Genomic DNA, 24882 nt, shown 5'->3' with positions numbered 1-24882 from the left:
CCCATGACTTCCAAGATCGGCCAGCGCCTGCGTGGTGTCGCGCTCGCCGCGGGACTCGTCCTCACCTCCGCCTCTCTCCTGGCTGCCGGGCCGGCCGCCGCTCAACAGAAACCGTTGAGCGTTGCTGTCGTCGATGTGCAGAAGGTGATGGAGGAAACCAGCGCTGCGAAGAGCTTGCAGGAGCAGCTTGGCAAGGTGCGCGCAGGCTTCCGCGACGGTATCGCCAAGGACGAGGAGGCGCTGCGCAAGGAGCAGGAGGACCTCCAGAAGCAGCGCAGCCTGCTGTCGCCCGAGGCGTTCCAGAAGCGTCGCGAGGAGTTCGAACGCAAATACGGCGAAATGCAGAAGGCGGTTGCCGAGCGTCGCCGGTCTTTCGACGAGACCAGTGCACGTGCGCAGATGGCAATCGATCAGGCCTTCCTGCAGGTGCTCGCCAATCTGGCTGAAGAGCGGGGCTATACCCTGGTTCTGCCGCGCCAGACGACGATCCTGGTGGATAACAGCCTGGATGTGACTGACGAAGTCATCCAGCGCATGAACAAAAGCGTGCCGAAACTGGATCTGCCCAAGGCCCAGGCACCTAAGAAGTGATCCATCTGCCGGTTCCAACCGGGATCTGCGGACATGATCAGACGACCGGAAGCGGCACCGTGGCGGGAGCGTTACGGTGCCGTCTCCAGCAGGAGGGATGGTAAAGGCCATGGCCGATCCACGGTTCTTCGAGGTTGCTGGCCCGTTTACGGCACAGGAACTGGCCGAGTCGGTAAATGCGACCCTGCGTGGCCCGGCGCCTGCGGGCATGCTCCGTGCCGTCGCGCCGATCGATCTCGCCGGTCCGGATGACGTCACCTTCCTGAACAACCGGTCCTATCTTCCCAAGCTGGCCGAGTGCCGGGCAGGGCTGTGCATTCTGTCGCCGGCCGATGCCGAGCGCGCGCCTGCCCATCTGCCTCTGCTGGTGTCTCCGGCTCCGTACATGGCTTTTGCACGGATCTCCCGACGATTTCATCCACCGCGGCCCGTCAGCCCTGGCGTTCATTCTCGCGCAGTAGTTGAAGATGGCGTACAACTGGGGAGCAGTGTCGAGATCGGCCCGGGTGCTGTGGTGATGGCGGGTGCCAGTATCGGCGACGGGAGCATCATCCAGGCCAATGCAGTGATCGACCGGAACACGGTGATCGGCCGGAACTGCGTGATCGGCGCTGGTGCCTATGTCGGTTTCGCCGTCCTTGGCGATCGCGTCTATGTCTACACCGGTGTGCGGATCGGTCAGGATGGTTTCGGTTTCGCCAGCGATCCGGCCGCCGGTCATGTCCGTATCCCTCAGGTTGGGCGGGTCATCATTGGAAATGATGTGGAGATCGGCGCGAACTCGACCATTGACCGGGGCGCCGGCCCCGACACGGTCATCGGCGATGGCTGCATGATCGACAATCTGGTGGCCCTGGGCCACAACGTCCGCCTTGGCCGCGGCTGCGTGATCGTGGCACAGGTGGGCATTTCCGGCTCTACCGTGCTTGGCGATTTTGTGGTGGCTGGCGGGCAGGTTGGCATCGCCGGCCATCTGAACATCGGTGCCGGTGCCCAGCTTGCGGCCAAGTCGGGGGTGATCACCGACGTGCCGGCCGGTGCGGTGTGGGGCGGCTATCCGGCAGTTCCGGTACGCGACTGGCATCGTCAGAGTGTCACGCTGGCGAAGCTGATCCGGCGGCGCGACCGGGAGCAACATTGACATCGGGCAGCTTGACAGCGGGAAACAATCCGCGCGGGCAACTTTTAGGGGATATCCATCGAGATGAGCGAAACCACCGTGCCTTCCGCAGAACAGTCCGAGGTGATCGAGATCGAGCGGGTCATGGAGATGATCCCGCACCGCTATCCGTTCCTGCTGATCGACAAGGTGGTCGACGTGAAGCCGAACGTAAGCGCGGTCGGCATCAAATGCGTTTCGATGAACGAATATCAGTTTCAGGGCCATTTTCCCGGCGCGCCGATCATGCCCGGTGTCATGATCATTGAGAGTATGGCGCAGACGGCGGCGGTGCTCGTGGTCCGTACGCTCGGCCCCGACAGTGAGGGCAAGCTGGTCTACTTCATGTCGATCGACGAAGCGCGTTTCCGCCGTCCGGTCAAGCCCGGCGACGTGATGCGTGTGAATGTCGAGAAGAAGCAGAGCCGCGGTGCGGTGTGGAAGTTCGAGTCCAAGGTGACCGTCGACGACAAGGTGGTGGCCCAGGCCACGTTCGCCGCCATGATCGTCGACCGCGCGTGACGGATGAAATCATGACCGAGACCATCCAGATCCATCCGAGCGCAGTTGTTGAGCCGGGTGCCCGCATCGGTGCCGGCAGCCGCGTCGGCCCGTTCTGCGTCATCGGATCGCGGGTGGAGATCGGCCCCGATTCCGTGCTCCACAGCCATGTCGTCGTCACCGGCAACACCCGTATTGGTGCGCGCTTCCAGGCGTTTCCATTCGCGGTTATCGGCCATCAGCCCCAGGATCTGAAGTACCGTGGGGAAGACAGCCGGATTGAGATCGGCGACGACGTGGTGGTCCGCGAGCATGTGACCGTCAATCCCGGGACCGAGGGGGGCGGCATGCTGACCTCCATCGGCAACAACGTGCTGCTGATGGTGGGCGCCCATGTTGCCCATGACTGCCATGTCGGCAATCACTGCCTGCTGGTCAACAACGCGACGCTCGGCGGCCATGTCCGGGTTGAGGACCACGCCATCATCGGCGGCCTGTCGGCGGTGCATCAGTGGGTGCGGATCGGCGCCCATGCGATGATCGGCGGCATGTCCGGCGTCGAGGCCGATGTCATTCCCTATGGCACGGTAACCGGCGAGCGCGCGCATCTGGCCGGCCTCAATATCGTCGGCATGAAGCGGCGCGGTTTCAGCCGCGAAGACATGCATGCGGTGCGCGCGGCCTATCGCCGGCTGTTCCTGGCCGATGGCGGTACTCAGGCCGAACGTCTGGCCGCCGTCGAAGCGGAGTTCGGTGACGTGGATGCGGTGCGTCCGCTGATCGACTTCGTGAAGGCCGAGGCTGACCGGGCCCTGACCCGCCCACGGGTGAAGGGCGGAGCGGGCGACGCGTCGTGACCGGCGGGGCTACGCTCGGCGTCATCGCCGGTGCCGGGCGCCTGCCGGAACTCGTGGTACAGGCTGCCCGTGACGCCGGCCGGCCTGTGTTTGTGGTTGTGCTGGAAGGTGCCGGAGATCCGGTGCGCTTTGCAGATGTTCCGCATGCGCAGATCCGGATTGGCGCAGCAGGACGGATCATTGCAGCGCTCAAGGCGGCCGGTGTGCGCGATCTGGTGATGGCCGGCGGGGTGAAGCGGCCGTCTTTTGCGACCGTGATGCCCGATGCGCGGGGAGCCAGACTGCTTGCCCGGGTGGCGACACGGATCGGGCAGGGAGACGATGCCCTGTTGAAAGCCGTGGTGGCCGATCTGGAATCCGAAGGCTTCCGTGTGGTCGGCGCGGATGAAATAGCCGGCGGGCTCGACGCACCACCCGGCGTCTGGGGCCGGCATGTGCCGGATGATCAGGCGCGGGTGGATATCTGCCGCGGCCTGGAAGTCGTGCAGGTTCTGGGCGGGCTCGATATCGGTCAGGCGGTCGTGGTTCAGCAGGGGATCGTGCTCGGCGTCGAGGCCATTGAAGGGACCGAAGCCCTGATCTCGCGCTGCGGCGCCCTGGCGCGTCCGGGCCCGCGACCGGTTCTGGTGAAGACCGCCAAGCCAGGGCAGGAGCGCCGGGTCGATTTGCCCACCATCGGCGCCGACACCATCGATCAGCTCCGGAAGGCCGGTTTTGCCGGTCTGGCGCTTGGGGCAGGGCGGGTTCTGGTGCTCGACCGCCCGGCGATCATTGCGGCTGCGGATGCCGCAGGCCTGTTCGTCACGGGGGAAATGTCGTGACCACCACCCAAGGGCCGCTGATCGCCCTCGTTGCCGGAGAAGCATCGGGTGATCTGATCGGCGCCCGGCTGATCCGGGCGCTCCGTGAACTGACCGGCGGCCGGGTGCGGCTGATGGGCGTGGGCGGCGAGGCCATGGCGGCAGAGGGCTTAGAGAGCCTCTTCCCGATGGAAGAACTCAGCCTGTTCGGTCTGCTGGAAGTGCTGCCGCATGTCCGGTCATTGCGACGACGTCTGAACCAGACGGCGGAAGCCATTGCAGCAGCACGACCTGATGTCGTGGTGACGATCGATAGCCCTGGTTTCAACCGCCGGCTGGCGACACGCCTGAAGCCGCTGGGGCTGACGCTGGTCCATTACGTGGCGCCCACCGTCTGGGCCTGGCGCCCGAAGCGGGCAGAAAAGTTTGCGGCCATCTTCGATCACCTGCTGGCCCTGCTGCCTTTCGAACCACCCTGGTTCACGCGGGTCGGCTTGCCCTGCACCTTTGTCGGCCATCCTGCGGTCGAGGATGCCGTCGATGTTGGTGACGGCCCCGGTTTCCGGGCCGCGCATGGCATAGCGGACGACGATCTGATCGTGCTGGCGCTGCCGGGCAGCCGCAAGGGTGAAATCTCTCGCCTGGCGCCGCCGATGGGGGAAGCCATGGCGCGCCTGTCGCAGCAGCATCCGCGCCTGCGTGTGGTGGTGCCGGCGATCCGTGCCGAAGCGGATCGTGTTCGCGCCATTGTCGCAGCTTGGGCATTGCCGCAGCCGGCCGTGGTGGTGGCGACTGCGGCCGAGCGCCGTGATGCCTTTGCGGCCGGTGATCTGGCGCTCGCAGCGTCAGGTACGGTCACCCTGGAGCTTGCCCGGCAGTCGGTGCCCATGGTCGTGGTCTATCGCATCAACCCGCTGACCTTCAGGATCGCCCGGCAGCTGGTGACCGTGCGCCATGTCAGCCTGGTCAATCTGGTGATGGCGCGTGAAATCATCCCCGAACTGATCCAGGACGATGCGACGTCGGATGCGATGGTTCGAACCCTGACCCCGTTGATTGAGAGTGCCGGTGCACGCGATGCCCAGCGTGCCGATCTCGCCGAAGCGTTGAGCCGTCTGCGGGGCCCGGCTGATGATCCGGCCCGGCCGAGCGCCCGCGCAGCACGGGTCGTTCTCGACCTTGCTGCGCGCCGGCTCGGGCGGGGATGACCGGCCCGCCCTGATATCCTGTCTCCAGGTTTGCAGAGAATAACCAGCGCTCACAGACCCCAGGATTGACGCTGAACCGGTCCCGGATCGTCAAGCTGGTCCAGGCGGTCGAGAACCTCCCGGAAGGTATTGAGCTGTTCCAGCATCAGCCCGGCATCCAGTTGTGGCAGAACGTCGCCGGTGCGGCAGAGATAGTCCGGTGCCGGGATCAGGGCGAGTGCCGGGATGCCGGCCTGGAACAGGGGCTGGCCTTCGCCGAAATGCAGCCGGTTATGCGGCCGCAGGATGATCGACCGGGTTCTCTTCCGGCCGGCAAGGCAATCCTGATAGAGCCGCGCCAGCTGCGGATTGCCGGCATAGACCAGTTCGGGCGCAATTTCACCGGTCGGCCCGAAACCGTCGGGGCCGTCCTGCCAGTCCATGCAGCCGAGATGTTCCAGGGTAACGCCGGCAACGGCCTTGCGATGACCGTCCGCACCGTCCCACCAGTCGCGGTGATCCTCCAGCCAGCGGGAGGTGGCCTGACGATGGCCGATACCGAATTGCGGGATCTGGAAATGGCCTGTGGTGAAGACGAAGACCATGGTCCGACGCGGGGGCTGTCGGCGATGACGGAAATACCGGGCAAGGGCGATCAGGCCGATCGGCCCGTTCTCTTCGCAGGCGTTCGGGCCATCGGTATGGGTGTTGATGAGAATGGTACGATCCGCCTCACGGCCCGGGAGCACGGTCCAAAGCGTGCGTGACGTCGCCGCTCGGCGTTCGGCGGTCAGGGTGAGGGTAATCCTGCCGCCGGCTTCGGCATGGGCGATCAGACGGTCGCGGGCGGCCATATCTGCCCAGACTGCCGGGCAACCCTGATACGGCGTGGTGAAGGGGAGATGCTGATCCCTGGCATTCTCTGCCGACATGCCCTTCCAGACGCACACCACGCCGCGAACGCCGAGTGCAGCGGCCCGGCGCAGATCGGGTGCCTTCAGCACCGAAGCGATGACCGCATTGCGGATCCGGCCAGGGGGGCGCAGGTCTGAGGGGATCGACAGGCGCCTGCGAAACAGCAGCCGGGCCGGTATGGCCGGCATGTCGACTTCGATCAGCGCAATCGCCCCACGGGCCCGCGCAAGATCCCGCCGGCTGCGGCATCGAATCAGGGGGGCCGTCACCCCGCCGTCCGGCGTCTCCCCTGAATACGGAAAAATGCAGCACGGAACATTCGTGCCATCCGGCAGGCTGAGGCTCCAGCTCAGCGGCTGCCAGAGGTCGAAGTGATGGATATCGCTCTGTACCTCGAAGCCGAGGCGATGCAGCCGGTCGGCGATCTGGTCACTGAAGGCCTCGTGAGCGGCACTGCCCGGCAGGCGGGGCCCAAGCACGTCGAGCTCCGTCTGCCAGCGCCAGAGTTCATCCGCGTCGGTCCAGATGGTCTCTGCGGCCTGCATCGTCGTTGCCACCCTTGTTGTGCCGCCTGGATCTGGCGAGCGTGTCACGGACGGTGCTGCAGGGCAAGCGGTGGCATGGAGTCAAGGCAGATGCACAAAAAACCGGCCATCCCAAGGGGATGGCCGGTCCGGATGGACTGGAAACCCGGCAGTCAGACTGCGGCCGCGATGCGCTTCATGGCCTCATCCCGGCCGAGGACGCGCAGCACCTCGAAGATCGGGGGCGAAACGGTGGTGCCGGTCAGGGCGGCCCGAAGCGGTTGGGCGACGGCGCCCAGTTTCAGCCCGGTTTCTTCGGCATGGACCCGGGCGATATCCTCAAGAATCGCATCTTCCCAGGCGGTTGCCGCCTCCAGCTTCGGCTTCAGCGCCGCCAACACGTCGCGACCGCCGCCCTCAAGGATCTTGGCGGCCTTATCGGTGAATTCGAAGGGCGGATCGACGGTATAAAAGGCCGCAGAATCAGCAAGTTCGATCAGAGTCTTCGCGCGCTCTTTCAGCCCTGCCATACCTGCCAGCAGCCGGGCGCGGCCAGTATCGTCCACGGCCTTGCCCGTCTTGGCCTCGATGAACGGGACGACCAGCTCGACAAGCCGGGCATCCTCGGCCGTACGCAGGTAATGGTAGTTCAGGTTGGTCAGCCGGGCCATGTCGAAGCGCGCGGCGCTCCGGCCAATGGCCGGCAGGTCGAACCACTCGATCGCCTGCGCATCGGAGATGATCTCGTCATCGCCATGTGACCAGCCCAGACGCAGCAGGTAGTTCCGGACCGCCTCGGGCAACAGGCCCATATCGCGATAGGCATCCACCCCCAGCGCCCCATGGCGCTTGGACAGTTTGGCGCCATCGGGGCCGTGGATCAGCGGAATATGAGCGAAGGTCGGGGTCGGCCAGTCATTCGCCTGGTAGATCAGGCTCTGACGCGCGGTATTGGTCAGATGATCGTCGCCGCGGATCACATGGGTGATGCCCATGTCATGATCATCGACCACCACCGCCAGCATATAGGTGGGCGTCCCGTCCCCGCGCAGCAAAACGAGATCGTCCAGCTGATCGTTCGAGAAGCGCACCATGCCCTGGACCTGGTCATCGACCAGGGTCTCGCCTTCCGATGGCGCGAGCAGGCGAACCACCGGCTTCACGCCGGCCGGAACGGTCGCCGGGTCGCGATGGCGGCAGCGGCCGTCATAGCGCACCGGCTTGCCTGCTGCACGTTGCTCGGCCCGCTGGGCGTCCAGTTCTTCCGGTGTGCACCAGCAGTGATAGGCGCGGCCGCGTGCCAGCATGTCGCGCGCGACCTCGGCATGACGCTCTGCACGGGCGAACTGATAGATCTCCGGGGCGTCCCAATTCAGGCCCAGCCACTTCAGACCGTCGAGGATGGCGTCGATCGCCTCTTTGGTCGAACGCTGTCGATCGGTATCCTCGATCCGGAGTAGAAATTGTCCGCCGGTATGACGCGCATACAGCCAATTGAACAGCGCGGTGCGTGCGCCGCCGATATGGAGGAAGCCGGTGGGTGAGGGGGCGAATCGGGTGACGACGGTCATGGAACACGGCTTTCGAATGGGCGCCGCGGCGGGCACGGCGAGTGGTCCTCTGCTTAGCACGAAAAACCCGCGGGTGCAGCCCCGGGCTTGGCGTCATCCACACCGGACGGCGGGGGCGGCATGAGCCTGGCGGAAGAGATGGGGGAAGAGCCGGCAGCGGCGCCCCGTCGCAGTATCGGGGAACCGCTGTATCGCGCCTTCATCGCCGAGCAGGACAGATGGCGGCTGTGGAGTGCGGTCTTTTTCGCGACCGGCTGCGGAAGCTATTTCGGCATGGTGGAGGAACCGCCGGTCTGGCTGGGGGCCGTGCTCACACTGGGCGCCCTCGGCCTCGGCATCGTCCTCAGATCCCGGCTGCCATGGGTCGCCCTGGCGCTCTTCGCCTGTGCCTGGACGGCGGCGGGCTTCTGGTCGGCGGTCACCGGCACGCGGCTGGTCGATGCTCCCATGCTGCTACGTCCGGTTCAGGGGGAGGTGATCGGTCGTGTGCTGGCGGTAGAGCCCGACGGGCGTGGTGGCGGGCGGCTTCTGATCATCCCGACCGCGATCGACCGTCTTACTGCCGGGGCTCTTCCGGCCCGGGTGCGGATTACCGTCCGGCAGGGGCCGGTACCGCGACCGGGCGACGGGGTGCGCCTGCGCGCGAGCCTGTCGCCACCCTCGCTGCCCGTCGTACCGGGCGGCCATGATTTCGCCAGGAGTGCCTTTTTTCAGGGGCTTGGCGGTATTGGCTTCGCCTATGCCCGACCGGAGATCGTGCCGACACCGCCACCGTCCGAAATCTTTCAGACCATACGCGAAGCCGTGGAACGGCTGCGTCTCGACCTGGATGCGGTCATACGCGCGGCCGCACCGGGCGAGGGCGGGGCGGTGCTCTCCGCCATGGTCACAGGACTGAGAGGGGCGATCGGCGACCAGACGGAAACGGCGATGCGCGACAGCGGTCTTGCCCATCTGATCTCCATCTCGGGTCTGCACATGACGATGGTTGCGGGGCTGATCTTCGGCGCGGTCCGACTGGTCATGGCTTTTCTGCCCCGCGTCTCGGACCGCTGGCCGGGGCGGAAGATCGCAGCCCTGGCCGCCCTGCTGGGGGCTGCGGCCTATCTTGCCGTCGGCGGTTTTGCCGTGCCCACCCAGCGTGCCTTTGTCATGACGGGGCTGGGCCTGCTTGCCATCCTGACCGACCGGCCGGTGCTGTCCTTGCCTCTCGTGGCGAGCTCTGCGATCGTCGTGCTGGTGCTGCAGCCGGCAGCGCTGATCGGTCCCAGCTTTCAGATGAGCTTCGCGGCGGTCGTCGCGCTGATCGCGCTCTATGAAAGCCCGACCGTCCGGCGCCTCGCCGGCCTTGACGCCGGCACCACCCGTGGACTGCCGATGCGGGCGGCCGCATGGGTGTTTGGTCTGCTTGCGACCTCGATGATCGCCGGTGCGGCCACGGCCCCTTATGCCGCCTATGCCTTCGGACGGGCGAGCGGCTATGGCCTTGTCTCGAATCTGGTGGCCGTGCCCGTCACCGGCTTCTGGATCATGCCCGTCGCACTGACCGGCAGCCTGCTCAGCCTCGTCTCGGAAAGCGCAGCCGGCATCTGCTTCGCCTTCGCGGCACGCGGCATGGAACTGGTGATTGCGACCGCAACCACCGTTGCAGGCTGGCCGGGGGCGGTGGTACCGGTCGCGGGTTTCAGCGTGACGGCCCTGCTGTTGATGACCTTCGGCGGGCTGTGGCTGGTGATCTGGCGGCGCGCCTGGCGCTGGGCGGGCCTCGCCGCCATCGCCCTGGGGCTCGTGCTGGCGGCCCGGCCGGCATTGCCGGACCTGTTTCTGTCAGGAGATGGGCGCAGCATAGCCCTCCGCGGGTTCGATGGCGCCCTCTATGCCATGACGCCGGAGCGTGACCGTTTCGTGCTCGACCAATGGGCGGAAAAACTCGGGACGCTCGCCATCCGAGATATGGCAGAGGTCGCTCATTGTGACGGCGACGATCTGTGCCGGCTTGAACGGGCAGGACTTCGGATCGCGATAACCCGCGGACGCAGCCGGCTGGCGGAGGCCTGTGCCGCTGCGGAGCTTGTGGTCGCCGGTGCCGATCCCCGCCGTGATGTCGCTCATCCCGGCCGGCCCGACGGCTGTGCCACCATCACGCTGGTCGAGCGCACCGGCCGTGGCTTTGGGGGCGGCGCGGTCACGATTCGTCTCGATGAGGCCCGGCCGGTGATGGAAGGGGTTGTGGGTCCGCGGGGTGACCGGCCTTGGACCAGGTGAATATCCCCCTTCCGGCATCGGCAAAATGAGCATCCGATAAAAAAGCCGCCGGCCGCAGGTTTGCGGAACGGCGGCAATCTGTCGTCCGGGGATGTCGATCAGGCGTAGCGGCGGAAGAGGGCGATCAGCTGCCCCTGCACCTTCACCTGATCCGGCCGGTAGATCCGGGTTTCATAGTGCTGGTTCGCCGGCTCCAACGCCACCGACTGCCCCCGGCGGCGCAGACGCTTCAACGTTGCTTCGCCACCATCGATCAGCGCAACGACAATGGTCCCGTTATCGGCGGTATCGGTCCGGCGGATGATGACGGTGTCACCATTCATGATCCCGGCGTCGATCATCGAATCGCCTTCGACTTCGAGCGCGAAATACTCAGAGCCCGCAGGGATCATGGTTGCCGGCACTTCGACGGTCCGATCACCATCGGACAGGGCCTCGATCGGCGTACCGGCGGCAATCTTGCCGTAGAGCGGCAGTACCACATTGCCACTGTCTTCCGCCCGCCCCAGGCGCGGCGGCGCATTCAGCGGCGGTCGGGTCAGGCTGCGGAAGCGCTGGGGCTGTTGCTGAGGCTGGGTGTCCTGCTGCACGGGGTTGGCCATTCGTCCGCCCCCGATCTCAACCAGACGCGGTCCACGCTGGGCTGCGGCCTGGCTGACGAAGGGATTTGCAGAGGCCATGGCAGTCGGCGCCGGGGTAGGGCTGTCGCCCTGCATCTGCCCCGGCATCTGGAACGGACCGCCATCCGGCAGGCGTATGACCTCGATCGCCCGCGCCCGGTGGGCGAGGCGGCGGATGAAACCGCGCTCCTCAAGCCCAAGGATAAGGCGATGGATGCCCGATTTGGACTTGAGGTCCAGCGCGTCCTTCATCTCTTCGAAGGACGGCGCCACCCCTGTGGCCCGCACCCGGTCCAGGATGAACCGCAGCAATTCGTGCTGCTTGCGTGTGAGCACCCGCGCCTCCCGGTGATCGCGCGGCAGAGACCGGCCCCGACCGGTCTCGAAACCGCAGACTGCTTGAACGAGACTGATGTCACACAGAACAAAGGCGCAACATCAATTTCAGGCTACGCCCGTACGCGCCTTGCGTCAAGGCGCTTGTCGTCTGTTCGTTTCAGTCTTGTTCGCACCTGTTCGCTAAAATGCAACAAAAAGAGGTGATATCTTGAGCGTTATTCCAGCATTGGGTGTGGCTCTACGCCAGCCTCTCAGCCGAGGCGATCAAGGCGCAGAACATCGACCAGTTCGCCCGGTTCCGCCGCAGCTGCATGCGGGCGGCGGAGAATCAGGACATCGGCGTCGGCCAGGGCCGACAGCAGCGAACTGTCCTGATCGCGAACCGGCAGCACTGTCGCCTGGCCGTTGGGCTCGCACAAAAGACGGGCCCGCATGTAATGCTGACGCATCGCATTTGCGGCGATCGGCGCTGCCAGCGGCAGCCGCTCGGAAGCGGCGGCGCGCGGCGCGCGGCCCGCCAGCCGGTCAATGAGCGGCAGTGCGAAGAGCACGCTGCAGACATAGGCCGAGACGGGATTGCCCGGCAGTCCCAGCACCGGCATGCCATCGAGCCGGCCATACATCAGCGGCTTGCCCGGGCGCATGGCGATCTTCCAGAAGTCGATCCCGGCGCCGGCGGCCACCAGCGCGGCCTGAACCAGGTCATGGTCACCGACCGACGCTCCGCCGATGGTGACCAGCAGGTCGGCGCCCCGCGCCGTGGCGATCTGAGCGTCGATCTGGTCGCGTATATCAGGGGCGATACCGAGATCGACGACATCGGCGCCGGCATCGGTGAAAAGGGCGGTGAGGCAGGGGCTGACGGCATCGACGATCGAATCCGGGCCGAGCGGCTCCCCCGGCCGGGCCAATTCATCGCCGGTGGCGAGAAGCGCCACCCGCGGGCGCCGGTGCACCGGCAGCCAGGGATGTCCCATGGCCGCAGCAAGTGCGATCGCGCGGGCTTCCAGCTCCCTGCCGGCCTGGAGACCGACCGCGCCGGTCTGAAAATCAATGCCGGCCGGCCGGATATTGTCGCCGGATTCCATGTCGGGATGCTCGCCGGTGATGTACATCGCCGCAGGTGTGCCGTCCTCGTGATGACTGGTGATCCGCGTGTCTTCCTGGATCACGACCAGATCGGCCCCTGTGGGGACCGGGGCCCCGGTGAAGATCCGCACCGCCTCTCCGGTGCCGACGTCACCATCGAAACCCTGACCCGCCCGGGCTTCGCCGACCACCCGGAAACTGCGGCGCCCGTTCGCAAGATCGGTACTCCGCAGCGCCCAACCATCCATGGCCGACATGGCCTGCGGCGGCTGAGTGCGGCGGGCAATCACATCGCGTGCCAGCACCCGACCGCGGGCGAGCCCCAGCGGTACCGTCTCGGCGCCGAGCGGCGTGGCGTCTGCAAGGATGCGGGCGCGGGCGTCGTCGACGGTGAGCATCTTGTCGGGCTCCCGGTATATGAGGAGGGGGGTGTGGATCAGCGGTCGCCGTCGGCGGGCGCCTGCCAATGCCCGGACCGGCCGCCGCGTTTTTCGATCAGACGGACATTCTCGATGGTCATGCCCCGATCGATCGCCTTGAGCATATCGTAGACCGTAAGGCTTGCGACACTGGCGGCGGTCAACGCCTCCATTTCGACCCCCGTGCGTGCCGTGACCTTGGCGGTGGCCCGGATGACCAGGCCGGGCAGCGCGTCATCGGCTTCGAGATCAAGCGTCACCGACTGCAGCGGCAGCGGATGGCAGAGTGGAATGAGGTCGGCGGTGCGCTTGGCGCCCATGATGCCGGCGAGGCGGGCGATCGCGATCACGTCCCCCTTTTTTGCATCGCCGCGCTTCACCACGTCCAGTGTCTCGGGCGCCATGCGGACCCGCGCTTCGGCCACGGCCACACGCTCGGTGATTTCCTTGGCCGATACGTCGACCATGACTGCGGCGCCGCTCTCGTCAAAATGGGTGAGGCCGGATGTCATGGCGGTTACTCCGCCGCAGCCGGCGCACGCGCCGAGAGCAGATGGCGGGTCGCCGCCTCAACATCGCTCTGACGCATCAGGCTTTCGCCGACCAGGAAGCGGAACATGCCGTGGCCCATCATGCGGGTAAGCGCGTCAGGGCCGTCGAGGCCGCTTTCACAGACCAGTTCCCGATCGGCGGGCACTGCGGCCGCAAGATCGATCGACGTCTGAAGATTAACCACCAAGGTCTTGAGATTGCGGTTATTGATGCCGAGCAGCGGACTTTTCAATCGAAGGGCACGATCGAGTTCGGCACGATCATGAACCTCGATCAGGACATCCATGCCGAGATCGAAGGCTGCCGCCTCAAGTTCAGCCGCCTGATCATCGTCCAGCGCCGCCATGATCAGCAGGATGCAGTCAGCACCCAATGCCCTGGCTTCGACGACCTGATAAGGATCGAGCATGAAATCCTTGCGCAGCACCGGCAGGTCGACCGCCCCACGCGCTGCCACCAGATACGCATCTTCGCCCTGGAAATAGGGGGTGTCCGTCAGCACCGACAGGCAGGCAGCCCCGGCGGCAGCATAGGCGCGGGCGAGCGACGCCGGGTCGAAATCGGCCCGGATGAGGCCCTTGGAGGGCGAAGCCTTCTTGACCTCGGCAATCAGCGCAGGCATGCCCTGGGCGGTTCTACCGGCCAGGGCGTCGCGGAAGCCGCGAGGTGCCGAAACCTCACCAAGCCGGGCCTCAAGGGCCGCCAGCGGCGTTTCGGCCTTCATGCGGGCGATGTGGTCGCGCTTGTCGGCGCAGATCCGGGCGAGCGTATCTCCAGCCATGTTCTCAGCCCTCCCGGCCGTTGGTGATCGCGATGACCCTGTCCAGAACCGCCTTGGCGCGGCCCTGATCCAGGGCGTCGCGGGCCATGGCGATGCCCTGGCCGACATCGCCGGCAACGCCGGCCACCAGCAGGGCTGCACCGGCATTGAGCAGGGCGATGTCGCGGAGCGCGCCGGGCGCGCCATCCAGCATCGCCAGGATCGCCGCGGCATTGGTCTGGGCGTCACCGCCCTTCAATGCCTCTGCCGGATGCCGCGAAAGGCCGAACATTTCGGGTGCGACCTTGAAACTCGTGACCTCGCCGTCCTTCAGTTCCGAGACGGCGGTTTCGTCGGTGACGGTGATCTCGTCCAGGCCGTCGCGGCCATGGACCACCCAGGCGCGTTCCGAGCCGAGATTGCGTAGAACCTGGGCGACCGGCTCCACCCAGCGCTCGGCGAAGACACCGATCAACTGGCGGGTCGCGCCGGCCGGATTGGCAAGCGGGCCCAGCAGGTTGAAGATGGTCCGCGTGCCGAGCTCCACTCGGGGGCCGGCGACGTTCAGCATCGCGGCATGGTGGCGCGGGGCCATCAGAAAGCAGAAACCCGCCTCGCGCCCGGCCCGTTCCACGCGCTCCAGATCGGCATCGATGTTAAGCCCCAGCGCTTTGAGCACGTCGGCCGACCCGGATTTGGAGGAGAGTGCGCGGTTGCCATGCTTGGCCACCGGCACGCCACAGGCCGCGACGATCAGGGCGGCCGCGGTCGAAATGTTGTAGGTGCCGCGTGCGTCGCCGCCGGTGCCGCAGGTGTCGATCGCTCCGGCCGGTACCTTGACCGTCGTGGCCTTGGCCCGCATCACTTCGGCGCCCGCGGTGATTTCCTCAACCGTTTCGCCCCGCACGCGGAGCGCCATCAGAAATCCGCCGATCTGCGCCGGCGTCGCCTCGCCGCCCATCATCAACCGGAAGGCCTGACGGGCCTCTTCGCGGTTCAGGGCATGGCCGTCGGCGGCGCGGGCGATCAGCGCCCGGAAATCCGGGCCGGTGGTGTCGGAAGTCATGCGGTCTCCGTAGCGCGTGCGGTCCCGGAGGTGCGGACCGTCTTCAGGAAGTTGCCGATAAGCTCGTGACCGTGGGCGGATGCGATGCTTTCGGGGTGGAACTGCACGCCATGGATCGGCAGTTCGCGATGCGACAGCCCCATAATGATGCCGTCGTCATCCTCGGCCGTCACCACCAGCGCGGCAGGCAGGCTGGCACGCTCCACCACCAGGGAATGGTAGCGGGTCACAGGGAAGGTCCGGGGCAGGCCGTCGAACAGGGCGCCGCCATGATGGTGGATAGGGGTCACCTTGCCGTGCATCGGCTTTGGTCCGCGCGCCACATGCCCGCCGAAGGCCTGGCCGATGGTCTGGTGGCCCAGACAGACGCCAAGAAGCGGCGTGCCGGTTCGTGCGGCTGCTGCCACCATGTCCAGGCAGATGCCCGCGCGATCGGGATCGCAGGGGCCCGGAGAGAGCAGAATGCCCTGGGGCCGAAGCGCCATGGCCTCGTCCACGGTCATCTGGTCGTTGCGCACCACCTCGACCTCCGCGCCGGCCTCGCCCAGATAGTGGACCAGGTTCCAGGTGAAGCTGTCGTAGTTGTCCACCATCAGGATCATCGGGGTCAGGGTCCTCGCGCGGAAGAAGACCGGCCCATACGGGCCGCCGGAGGCACAGGAAACCCCCTGCATCCGCCGTCGTCAAGCTGCGGGATGCTGCCGGATCGACTGGCGATCACCGGAAAGCCGCGACAGGCGGTCGCAACCGACCGGGGGCGCTTGACCTTCCAGCGACTGGAAGGTGCAGACTGAGCCGCGAAGGGATGCTCCATCCGATGCCGCCCGACGGCATCGCCCCCGCGGAGCATCCGAATAAGGGTTGCGAACATGGATACGATCACCACCGCGCAACAGGAACCGGACCAGGATGCCGTCGAACGCCGTATCGCCGTCGAGGGCATGACCTGCGGCACCTGCGTCACCCGGGTGGGGCGGGCGCTGAAGCGGGTTGAAGGGGTCCGGGATGCCGAGGTCAGCCTCGCCACCCACGAGGCGCTGGTGACGCTGGATCCGGGCGTCACCGATGAGCGTCTGATTCAGGCACTCACCCGCGCCGGCTATGAGGGTGACATCATTCGCGAAGCCGCCGCGGATGGCGGCCTGGGTGTCGACCCCCGCGAGGCGCGTGAGGCCCAGGAGCTTGCCGAGAGCCGCCGGATGGGCATCGAGGTCCTGATCGGTGCTCTGCTGGCCCTGCCGCTGGTCGGTCAGATGGTCTGGACCCAGTTCGGTATCGGTCCGCTGCCGGGCTGGGCGCAGCTGGCTCTGGCCGTGCCGGTGCAGGTCGGCCTGGGCCGGCGGTTCCTGAAACCCGCCTGGGGGGCGCTGCGCGCCGGGGTGGGGAACATGGATCTTCTGGTGGTTCTCGGCACCTGGGCGGCCTTCGGTCTCAGCCTCTATCTCTGGGCGGTTCATGGCCGGGTCCATCATCTTTATTTCGAGGCGGCGGCCGCGGTGATCGTGCTGGTCCTCTTCGGCCGCTGGATGGAGGGCAGGGCGCGTCGTGCCACCGGCGCCGCAATACGAGCCCTGGCGGCGCTCAGGCCCGACACGGCGTTGCGCCGCACGCCGGACGGAAATGATGTCGAGGTCGCCGTGACCGCACTCCGGCCGGGCGACGTGTTGTCGATCCGGCCGGGCGAGCGTATCGCAGCAGACGCACGCGTGATCGAAGGCGAGGGGGCCGCCGACGAATCCATGCTGACCGGGGAAAGCCTGCCGGTCATGAAGCGTGCCGGCGACACGTTGTCGGCCGGCACGGTGAATGGTCTCGATCCTCTGCTTGCCCGCATCGTCCGGGTCGGCCGTGATACCACCCTCGCCCAGGTGGTGCGGATGGTGGAACACGCCCAGGCGACGCGCGCGCCGGTGCAGGCGCTGGTCGATCGTGTGAGCGCGGTCTTTGTGCCGGCGGTGATCCTGATCGCCATCGCCACCGTCGCCGGGTGGATGGCGGCCGGTTCGCCCTGGCCCGACGCGATCATTCACGCGGTGACCGTTCTGGTCATCGCCTGTCCCTGCGCCATGGGCCTCGCCACACCGGCCGCGATCGTGGCCGGAACGGGGGCCGCGGCGAAAGCCGGCATTCTGGTGCGATCTCCGGCAGCCTTCGATCACGGTGTCGGCATCGATCTGGCGCTGATCGACAAGACCGGCACCCTGACCGAAGGACGGCCGCGGCTGCTGCGGATGATCGGCGCCACGGGCCATGCGCTCGCCCGGGCGGCTGGCTTGCAGCAGGCGAGCGAGCATCCGCTCGCCCGGGCCATTCGTGCGGCTGCGGAGACCGGGGAGGTGGTGCCCGCAGAGGTCGTGCAGAGGCGAAACCGCCCGGGTGCCGGCGTTGAAGGTGTGATCGCAGGACTACCCCATCGCCTGGGTTCGCGCCGATTCATGGCCGAAGCGGGGGTGGAGATACCGGCCGGACTGACGGCGGAGGCAGAAGCGGCTGAAGCCGATGGGGCCACGGTCGTCTGGCTGGCGACGGTACCGGAGGAGGGTACGCCCGAACTCCTCGGCGGCTTCGTGCTGGCCGACGCACCCCGGTCCGATGCCGCGGCGGCAGTGACGGCGCTGAATGATCGCGGGATCACCGTCAAAATGCTGAGCGGCGATGCACCGGCGACCGCCCGGGCCGTGGCTGCGCGCCTGGGCATTACCGAGGTAGTCGGTGGCGCCGATCCGGCGCGCAAGGCCGCCGTCGTGGCCGAAGCCAGGGCGGCCGGCCGGCGGGTGATGATGGTCGGCGACGGCGTCAACGATGCACCGGCACTCGCCGGGGCGGATCTGTCGGTCGCGATCGGTGGCGGCACCGATGTGGCGATGGCCGCGGCCGATGTCACGCTGATGCGGCAGAGCCCGTCCCTGCTGCCGGCGACGCTCGATATCTGCCGGGCGACGCGGGTGAAGATCCGCCAGAATCTGGCCTGGGCTTTCGGCTACAATGTGATCGGCATTCCGCTCGCGGCCCTGGGCATTCTGGATCCGGTATTTGCCGGAGCGGCAATGGCGGCGAGTTCCGTCAGCGTGCTTGGCAATGCCCTGCTGCTGGCCCGCTGGCGGCCGGCCGAGAGGAGGGAGACGGCCGTATGAGCGATCTGACCATCGGTGCGCTCGCCGAGGCGGCCGGAACCAATCCGAAGACGGTGCGCTATTACGAGGAGATCGGCCTGCTGCCGAAACCTGCGCGGGCCGCCAACGGCTATCGCAGCTATCCGACGACGACACTCGATCGCCTGCGTTTCGTGCTGCGTGCCAGGCATCTGGGCTTCTCGGTCGATGATGTCCGGGACCTGCTGGCGCTCTGGGATGATCGCGGGCGGGCCAGCCGTGACGTCCGCCAGCTGGCCGAGGCCCGCATCGCCGAGATCGACCGGCGGATGGCAGAACTCGGGAGTATGCGGCGGACCCTCGCTCATCTGGTCGCCAACTGTCATGGCGATGGTCGCCCGGACTGCCCGATCCTTGACGATCTGGCCGAGCATGACGGCCCGGATATGCCGGGCTGCCATGACGTGCGGGACCATCGGCAGCGGCCGGGCGATGGGCTATAGTGCGCCCGCCGGCCGCCGGTCGGCCCAGGACCAGAGTGATCACGGACCAGACGCATGAGCAAGGGCGAGGACGGACGCCGCGGTGGCGGCGCCGACCGCAAGGGTGGTGGCACCCGCAAGGGCGGCGACGAGGCCGGCACCGCAGGACGGAAGGCGGCTGCCGGAGGCAGGCCGCGCAGCACGACCGGCGGGGCTTCAAAGACGGGCGCGGCGAAGACAGGTGCGGCCAAAGCGGGTGCAGCAAGGGGCGGTGCCCCCAAAGCGGCCGCGGCCAGGTCCGAAGCGGCTGCCGGCGGTGCGCGCAAGCCGAAGTCCGCCCCCCGCAAGCCCGCAGCCGGGAACACATTGCCCAGCCTGCGCGGGCCGGTGCGACCTTCAACCGCTGCGGAACCCGGACCTCTTACCCGATTTGGGACTGCGCTGCTCGCCCGGCGACGTTTCCTGGGCTATGGGCTGGTGGGTATCGCGGTTCTGGTGGTGGCAGGTGCCGTGATCGGGTCGCTGATCAAGCCGGCCCGTTACGAACAGGTTGCCCGGCCGACCCTGCCTGCGGGCGCGGCCGTGACCGAAACCGCCAGGCCGGAGGCCCAGGCCGCGCCTGCCGTACCCGCCTCAGGCCCGGAAGCACCGCGTAAGGAGTGGACGCCCGACCTTGCCGGCAGCGGTGACACGATCACCGGTGCCGATGCGAGCCGAGAGTCGCAGCCCCAGGCTGCGGCGACCGCGTCGCCTGCACCGGTCGCCTCCGCGTCCGCGAAACCCCCATCGCCGACGGCCACCCCGAAACCGTCACCTGTCAAGCCGGCCGAGGCGCCGGCTGCGGCCGTACCCGAACGGGGGCCGCAGCAGCTGGCGGCGATCCAGCCACCGGTGCCGGATGCCATCCGGCCACCGGCCGACGGCAAGCCCGCCTGGCAGCGCTATGCAGTGCCTGCACCCGCCGCACCAAAGGGGCCAAGGGTGGCCATCGTCATCGACGATATGGGCGTGAACAAGCCGCAGACCGCGGCGGCAATCGGCTTGCCGTCGCCGATCACCTTCGCCTTCCTGCCCTATGCACAGGATGTCGCGGGCCAGGCGGCCAAGGCGCGGGCGGCCGGGCATGAACTGATCGTGCATATGCCGATGCAGCCGCAGGGCGCAGCCGATCCGGGCCCCGGTGCGCTGAACCCCGCGCTTTCGGTGGCCGAGAACGTCAAACGGCTGAAGCACAATCTGGATGCCTTCGGCGCCTATGTCGGCATCAACAACCACATGGGCAGCCGGGCAACCGAGGACACGCCGCTCATGGCGGCGGTCATGGCCGAACTGAAGGCGCGGGGGCTGATGTTCCTGGACAGCCGGACGACGGCGAAGTCGGTGGGATCGAAGGCCGCTATCTCGGCGGGCATCCCGAATGCGCAGCGCGACGTTTTCCTGGATCACGAGATCGACGAGCGCAAGATTGCGGCCCAGCTCGATCGGCTGGAAGCGATTGCCCGGCGCCACGGCGCTGCGATCGCCATCGGGCATCCGCATCCCGAGACCCTGAGGGTTTTGAACCGCTGGTTGCCGGCGGCTCGGGCGCGAGGGGTCGTCTTCGTGCCGCTGACCGCGCTGGTCGCGGTCCCCGGTGCCAGTGAACCGGCCGGTCCCCGGACCGTGTCGGACGAGGCGGCCCCCGCACGGGCCGAGGAAGGCCCTGTCTTTGCGGACGGGCCGGCTGTGAAGGAGTGATGGAAATGACCACCCGGACCTATCGTGTCGAGGGCATGACCTGCGACGGTTGTGCAAAGGCGGTCCGCCGCGCCTTGGGCGCCCGCCTGCCCGAGGCGGAGATCGAGATCGACCGGCCGGCGGGCCTGGTCACGATCGCCGGTGCCCATGACGAGGCCGTCGTGCGCGAGGCGATCGACGACGCGGGTTATGACTTCGCGGGCAAGGCCGCGTGATGTCGCATCACGCTCGCCTGAGGCGATAGAGCACGTGACGGGCGAGGGGATGGTCCGGAGCCAGGCGCGGATGGTCGAAATCCTGCGCCGGATCCGGAACCATGCCAAGGCGTAGCATCACTGCCCGTGAGCGTTGATTCGACGCAGCGGTATAGGCCACGACGTCGTCCAGATCCAGGGTGCTGAAGGCAAAGCGGCTCGCCGCATGTGCGGCCTCGGTTGCAAGCCCCTGTCGCCAGAGGGCGGGGGCCAGTGTCCAGCCCAGTTCGACCGCCGGGGTGAAGGTCGCCTCGAAAGGGACAGGCCGCAGACCGCCGAAGCCGGCAAATGCTCCCGAGCGACGGTCCTCGATGGCAAAGAAGCCCCAGCCGCGCCTGGCGATCTCCACTGCCTGCCGGTGCGCAAAGTCATGTGCCTGCGCTTCGGTGAGTATACCGCCGAGCATCTCGCCCACTCTGGCATCTGCGCGGAGCGCGGCAACGGGTGCAAGGTCGCGATGCTGCCACTGGCGCAGGATCAGCCGGTCGGTCTCGATCCTCGCCGGGGGCACTTCTGGCGGTGCCAGCGGGTCGGTCGCCGACACCGTCACCTGGCCAGACCGCCGGCATAGCGCCAGGCTTCGCCGGCGGCGCGGATCAGAGCCCGGGCCTTGGCGCGGGTTTCCTCATATTCCGAGGTCGGGTCGCTGTCGGCGACGACCCCGGCGCCGGCCTGGACGTGCAACTCGCCATCCTTGATGACCGCGGTGCGCAGCACGATGCAGCTGTCCATGGCCCCACCGGCTGAGAAATAGCCGACACCACCGCCATAGACGCCCCGGCGGTCCGGCTCCAGCTCGTTGATGATCTCCATCGCCCGCACCTTCGGTGCGCCGGACACCGTGCCGGCGGGAAAGCCGCCGATCAGAGCGTCGAGCGCGTCATGGCGATTGGAAAGCCGGCCCTCGACATTGGAGACCAGGTGCATCACCGCGCTGTAGCGCTCGATGATCATGTTCTCGGTGACCTTGACCGTGCCGATCTCGGCAAAGCGGCCGACATCATTGCGGGCGAGGTCGAGGAGCATCAGATGTTCGGCCACTTCCTTGGGATCTGCCGCCAGTTCATGGGCCAGCGCCTGATCCTCGGCCGCATCCTTGCCGCGCCGACGGGTGCCGGCGATCGGGCGGACGGTGATCACCTCGTCGCGGACCCGGACCAGAATCTCGGGGCTGGACCCTGCCACCTGGAAGGTGCCGAAATCCAGATAGAACAGGAAGGGCGAGGGGTTCTGGCGGCGCAGTGACCGGTAGAAGGCAAAGGGCGGCAGCCGGAAGGGCAGGGTGAACCGCTGCGAGGGCACGATCTGGAAGGCATCGCCGGCCAGGATGTACTCCTTCGCCGTCCGCACCATCTCTTCGAAACGCTCCTGACCGACATTGGAGCGCGGCTCGGCCCCCTGTCCGAGATCGGCTGCAGGCGGCGCAAGCCCCACCGGCAGACCGCGGCCCAGATCGGCCACCACATCCATCAGCCGCTCCCGGGCCAGCCGCCACGCCATGGCGGCATCGCAGCCCTCGGCAGGGCGGACGGGCGTTACCAGGGTGACGGTGCTGTCGACCGCATCGAAGATCGCCATCACCGTCGGCCGGGTGAACACCCCGTCGGGGATCCCCAGCGCATCGTTCTTCGGGGCCGGCATGCGCTCCATGAAGCGAACCATGTCGTAGCCCAGATAGCCGACCAGGCCGGCCGCCATGGGCGGCAGGCCTTCAGGCAGGTCGATACGGCTTTCGGCGATCAGTGCCCGCAGCGAGGCGATCGGATCGGCCCCCTCTTCGCGGACGAAAGCGTCGAGATCCGCCCGGGCGTCGCGATTGACCTCGACCTTGCCGTCGACCACCCGCCAGATCAGATCGGGCTTCAGGCCGATCAGGGAGTAGCGGCCACGCACCGCACCACCCTCGACCGATTCAAGCAGGAAGGAATAGGGGCGCCGATCCGCAAGCTTGAGCATGGCCGAGACCGGCGTCTCCAGATCCGCGGCCAGGGTGGTTGAGACCACCTGTGCCCGGCCCTCGCCGTAGAGCGTCGCGAAGCGGTCGAAATCGGGCGCGATGTCCATGGGCGACCATGTGCTTTCAAAGAGGGGCCGGGCGGGGGCTTGTGCTGGGGTCGATGCAGGTGGTGGTCGGCTCAGGAGCCGGCAGCCGGGTACATCTGGTTGATCAGGCCCTGGTTGATGGAGGCGGGATGGCGGGCGCGCAGCACCTTCTCATATTGGGTAAGGATGCTCTGGGACTGCGCCTGCTCCAGCCGAGCACCCAGCGCGGCGGCTTCCGCACCTTCCGGTGCCGTGGGCACGATCACATCGGCGATCACCGCGACGATCCGGCTGCCGTCGCCGGTGTCGGCCGCAATGGCATCACCGGTCTTTGCGGCAAAGGCATCACGGACCAGCGGGGCCGGCAGATTTGCGCGCTGCGGCTGTGCACCAGCGGCACCGGCGATCTGGCCGCGGCGGTCGATCGCGGGCGGGGTCTCGACATCCAGGCCGAATTCGGCTGCCGCCGCGGCAAGCGCCGCGCCACTCTTCACGGCCTCGACCAGCTTCGTCGCGCGATCGGTCGCCTGCTTGCGGGCCTCGTCGGCACGCCAGTCGGCAACGACGCGCTCACGCACCTCGTCCAGCGGGCGGTCCTGTGGCTGGGTGATGCCGTCGACGCGCAGAATGAAGTAGCGGCCGTTCTCCCATTCGGTCAGCGGCGTGGTGGCACCCTGATCGGTGGAGAAGGCGAGGGCCGGGAAGCGGTCGGTTTCGGGCGCACGGGCGACCGGACGGCCGAGGCCGTCTGTCCCGTCGGCCGCGATCGCATCGATCTTCACCAGCTCAAGGCCGAACTGCTGGGCGACCTGCTCGATGGTCGCACCGCCGGCGATGCTATCCTCGATCTGGGTCGCTTCCTCATAGACCTTGTCGAGGGCGCGCTCCAGCTTGAGATCCTCTTCAAGCCCGCGGCGCACGTCGTCGAAGCTCTGCGTCTGGCCCTCGATGATGTTGCGGGCGGTGAGCACATGCCAGCCGAGCGGGCTCTGCACCGGCGCCGACACCCCGCCATCGTCGAGTGCAAAGGCGGCATCGGCGAGCTCGGGCAGCATCTGCTCGCGGGTCACTTCACCAAGATCGATGGTCGAGGCGTCGAAGCCGAGCGCCGCTGCCACATCGTCAAAGGACTCGCCCGCCCCGATCCGATCGCGGGCAGCCCTGGCGGCGGCCTCGTCCGGGAAGGTCATCTGCAGAACCTGACGGGTGGCAGGCGTGGTGTAACGATCGAGATGGGCCTCATAGGCTTCGCGCAGCGCCGGCTCGTCGATGGTGATCTCGGATGCCAGCACCTCGGGGGTCAGCGTCGCGAAACTGACCGACCGCCGTTCGGGGATCGCATAGGTCGATTTGTTGGCGTCGTAATACGTCGCCAGCATTTCGTCCGACGGCGCCTCGATCATGGCCGGATCGGCCGGGACCCGCACCGTGATCAGCCGGCGCCTTTCACCCTGGAACATGTGTTCCAGCGTCACCAGCGGCTCGGGAGCCGGGACGGGAGCAGCCAGGGCCGAGATCAGCTGCTGGCGACGCAGATCGTCCGCAAGCGAAGCCTCATAGGTGGCGGGCGTGTAGCCGTTGCGGGCCAGGACCTGCTCATAGACCATCCGGTCGAACCGGCCGCCCATGCCGCGGAAGGCAGGCGCCTCGGTGATCGAGCGGGCGATCATGTCGTCGGTAACACCAAGGCCCAGGCGCGCAGTTTCGGCACGGATCATCGCATCGCCGACCGCCATGCCCACCGACCGTTCCAGCAGGCCCATGCTGCGGGCCATGTTCTGGTCGAAAGTCGGACCAAAGATCTGGCGGGCGCGCTGGATCTCACCCTGATAGATCCGGTCCAGCTCCTGCGGTGTCACCTCCACGCCGCCCGCCTCGGCCACGACGGTGGAATTGCGGCCGCGGAAGATGTCGCCGATTCCCCAGACCGCGAAGCTGGCTGCAAGCGCGATAAGGAACACGCGGAACAGCCAGTGGCGGGACGCGGTGCGAAGCTGGTTAAGCATGCGGGACGGATCCTGATCTCTGTTCGGCCCGGCGGCACGGCATAGGGGCATGG

The 24882-nt window shown here is 67.3% G+C and carries 22 protein-coding genes; 11 read left to right on the top strand and 11 right to left on the bottom strand.

Features of this window, described 5'->3' with window-relative positions; all coding sequences use genetic code 11:
- Window positions 1–3 precede the first annotated feature (3 nt).
- The 6 genes from P7L68_RS16700 (at window position 4) to lpxB (ending at window position 5116) form a co-directional block, all read left to right on the top strand.
- Window positions 4–591 carry an OmpH family outer membrane protein gene (locus P7L68_RS16700; protein ID WP_372006746.1) on the top strand — a complete coding sequence of 196 codons (588 nt, stop codon included), beginning with the start codon at window positions 4–6 and terminating at the stop codon, window positions 589–591.
- 109 nt (window positions 592–700) lie between these two features.
- On the top strand, window positions 701–1732 hold the full coding sequence (gene lpxD / locus P7L68_RS16695) for a UDP-3-O-(3-hydroxymyristoyl)glucosamine N-acyltransferase (RefSeq protein ID WP_372006745.1): 1032 nt from the start codon (window positions 701–703) through the stop codon (window positions 1730–1732).
- Between the two features lie 63 nt (window positions 1733–1795).
- Entirely contained in the window at window positions 1796–2272 is a 477-nt protein-coding gene (gene fabZ, locus P7L68_RS16690) for a 3-hydroxyacyl-ACP dehydratase FabZ (RefSeq protein ID WP_372006744.1), read from the top strand.
- 11 nt (window positions 2273–2283) lie between these two features.
- On the top strand, window positions 2284–3108 hold the full coding sequence (gene lpxA, locus P7L68_RS16685; protein WP_372006743.1) for an acyl-ACP--UDP-N-acetylglucosamine O-acyltransferase: 825 nt from the start codon (window positions 2284–2286) through the stop codon (window positions 3106–3108).
- Window positions 3105–3929, top strand: a complete 825-nt coding sequence (locus tag P7L68_RS16680; protein WP_372006742.1) for an LpxI family protein — start codon at window positions 3105–3107, stop codon at window positions 3927–3929. Before lpxA ends, P7L68_RS16680 begins: the two co-directional genes overlap by 4 nt.
- Window positions 3926–5116 carry a lipid-A-disaccharide synthase gene (lpxB, locus tag P7L68_RS16675; protein WP_372006741.1) on the top strand — a complete coding sequence of 397 codons (1191 nt, stop codon included), beginning with the start codon at window positions 3926–3928 and terminating at the stop codon, window positions 5114–5116. Before P7L68_RS16680 ends, lpxB begins: the two co-directional genes overlap by 4 nt.
- Window positions 5117–5166: 50 nt before the next feature.
- Here lpxB and P7L68_RS16670 read toward each other — a convergent pair whose 3' ends face one another.
- Both P7L68_RS16670 and gltX read right to left on the bottom strand, forming a co-directional pair.
- The gene (locus tag P7L68_RS16670; protein WP_372006740.1) at window positions 5167–6555 is read right to left on the bottom strand and encodes a hypothetical protein; all 1389 of its coding nucleotides are present in this window, start codon (window positions 6553–6555) and stop codon (window positions 5167–5169) included.
- A gap of 152 nt (window positions 6556–6707) precedes the next feature.
- Window positions 6708–8105, bottom strand: coding sequence for a glutamate--tRNA ligase (gene gltX / locus P7L68_RS16665; RefSeq protein ID WP_372006739.1), 1398 nt, complete (start codon window positions 8103–8105; stop codon window positions 6708–6710).
- Between the two features lie 120 nt (window positions 8106–8225).
- Here gltX and P7L68_RS16660 point away from each other — a divergent pair, with 120 nt between their 5' ends.
- Window positions 8226–10370, top strand: a complete 2145-nt coding sequence (locus P7L68_RS16660; protein WP_372006738.1) for a ComEC/Rec2 family competence protein — start codon at window positions 8226–8228, stop codon at window positions 10368–10370.
- 98 nt (window positions 10371–10468) lie between these two features.
- On the opposite strand, the gene lexA is transcribed toward P7L68_RS16660, so the two are convergent.
- The 6 genes from lexA to P7L68_RS16630 form a co-directional block, all read right to left on the bottom strand.
- Window positions 10469–11326 carry a transcriptional repressor LexA gene (gene lexA, locus P7L68_RS16655; protein WP_372006737.1) on the bottom strand — a complete coding sequence of 286 codons (858 nt, stop codon included), beginning with the start codon at window positions 11324–11326 and terminating at the stop codon, window positions 10469–10471.
- Window positions 11327–11580: 254 nt separating this feature from the next.
- Window positions 11581–12816 carry a gephyrin-like molybdotransferase Glp gene (gene glp / locus P7L68_RS16650; RefSeq protein WP_372006736.1) on the bottom strand — a complete coding sequence of 412 codons (1236 nt, stop codon included), beginning with the start codon at window positions 12814–12816 and terminating at the stop codon, window positions 11581–11583.
- Between the two features lie 38 nt (window positions 12817–12854).
- Entirely contained in the window at window positions 12855–13349 is a 495-nt protein-coding gene (gene moaC / locus P7L68_RS16645) for a cyclic pyranopterin monophosphate synthase MoaC (RefSeq protein WP_372006735.1), read from the bottom strand.
- Window positions 13350–13354: 5 nt separating this feature from the next.
- The gene (gene trpC, locus P7L68_RS16640; RefSeq protein WP_372006734.1) at window positions 13355–14170 is read right to left on the bottom strand and encodes an indole-3-glycerol phosphate synthase TrpC; all 816 of its coding nucleotides are present in this window, start codon (window positions 14168–14170) and stop codon (window positions 13355–13357) included.
- 4 nt (window positions 14171–14174) lie between these two features.
- Window positions 14175–15215, bottom strand: a complete 1041-nt coding sequence (trpD, locus tag P7L68_RS16635) for an anthranilate phosphoribosyltransferase (RefSeq protein WP_372006733.1) — start codon at window positions 15213–15215, stop codon at window positions 14175–14177.
- On the bottom strand, window positions 15212–15817 hold the full coding sequence (locus P7L68_RS16630) for an aminodeoxychorismate/anthranilate synthase component II (protein WP_372006732.1): 606 nt from the start codon (window positions 15815–15817) through the stop codon (window positions 15212–15214). The genes trpD and P7L68_RS16630 overlap by 4 nt, the downstream gene beginning before the upstream one ends.
- A gap of 267 nt (window positions 15818–16084) precedes the next feature.
- Between P7L68_RS16630 and P7L68_RS16625 the strand changes: the two genes are divergently transcribed.
- The 4 genes from P7L68_RS16625 to P7L68_RS16610 are packed head-to-tail and all read left to right on the top strand — an operon-like array spanning window position 16085 to window position 20741.
- Window positions 16085–18349, top strand: coding sequence for a heavy metal translocating P-type ATPase (locus tag P7L68_RS16625; RefSeq protein WP_372006731.1), 2265 nt, complete (start codon window positions 16085–16087; stop codon window positions 18347–18349).
- A complete protein-coding gene (cueR, locus tag P7L68_RS16620; protein WP_372006730.1) occupies window positions 18346–18810 on the top strand; it encodes a Cu(I)-responsive transcriptional regulator in 465 nt (154 codons plus the stop codon). The genes P7L68_RS16625 and cueR overlap by 4 nt, the downstream gene beginning before the upstream one ends.
- Window positions 18811–18864: 54 nt before the next feature.
- Window positions 18865–20526, top strand: coding sequence for a divergent polysaccharide deacetylase family protein (locus P7L68_RS16615; protein WP_372006729.1), 1662 nt, complete (start codon window positions 18865–18867; stop codon window positions 20524–20526).
- Window positions 20527–20531: 5 nt separating this feature from the next.
- On the top strand, window positions 20532–20741 hold the full coding sequence (locus tag P7L68_RS16610) for a heavy-metal-associated domain-containing protein (RefSeq protein ID WP_372006728.1): 210 nt from the start codon (window positions 20532–20534) through the stop codon (window positions 20739–20741).
- 7 nt (window positions 20742–20748) lie between these two features.
- Here P7L68_RS16610 and P7L68_RS16605 read toward each other — a convergent pair whose 3' ends face one another.
- The 3 genes from P7L68_RS16605 to P7L68_RS16595 form a co-directional block, all read right to left on the bottom strand.
- Window positions 20749–21324 (bottom strand): GNAT family N-acetyltransferase, encoded by a 576-nt coding sequence (locus tag P7L68_RS16605; protein WP_372006727.1) that lies wholly within the window; start codon window positions 21322–21324, stop codon window positions 20749–20751.
- Between the two features lie 2 nt (window positions 21325–21326).
- The gene (gene trpE / locus P7L68_RS16600; RefSeq protein WP_372006726.1) at window positions 21327–22844 is read right to left on the bottom strand and encodes an anthranilate synthase component I; all 1518 of its coding nucleotides are present in this window, start codon (window positions 22842–22844) and stop codon (window positions 21327–21329) included.
- Window positions 22845–22915: 71 nt separating this feature from the next.
- Window positions 22916–24829: a SurA N-terminal domain-containing protein gene (locus tag P7L68_RS16595; RefSeq protein ID WP_372006725.1), complete on the bottom strand. Its 1914-nt coding sequence runs from the start codon at window positions 24827–24829 to the stop codon at window positions 22916–22918.
- Window positions 24830–24882 lie beyond the last annotated feature (53 nt).

The sequence above is a fragment of the Tistrella mobilis genome (genome assembly GCF_041468085.1).
In the GTDB taxonomy this organism is placed as follows: Bacteria; Pseudomonadota; Alphaproteobacteria; order Tistrellales; family Tistrellaceae; genus Tistrella; species Tistrella mobilis_A.
Note: the sequence above shows the minus strand (reverse complement) of the source record. Positions and strands in the feature narration are given on the sequence as shown.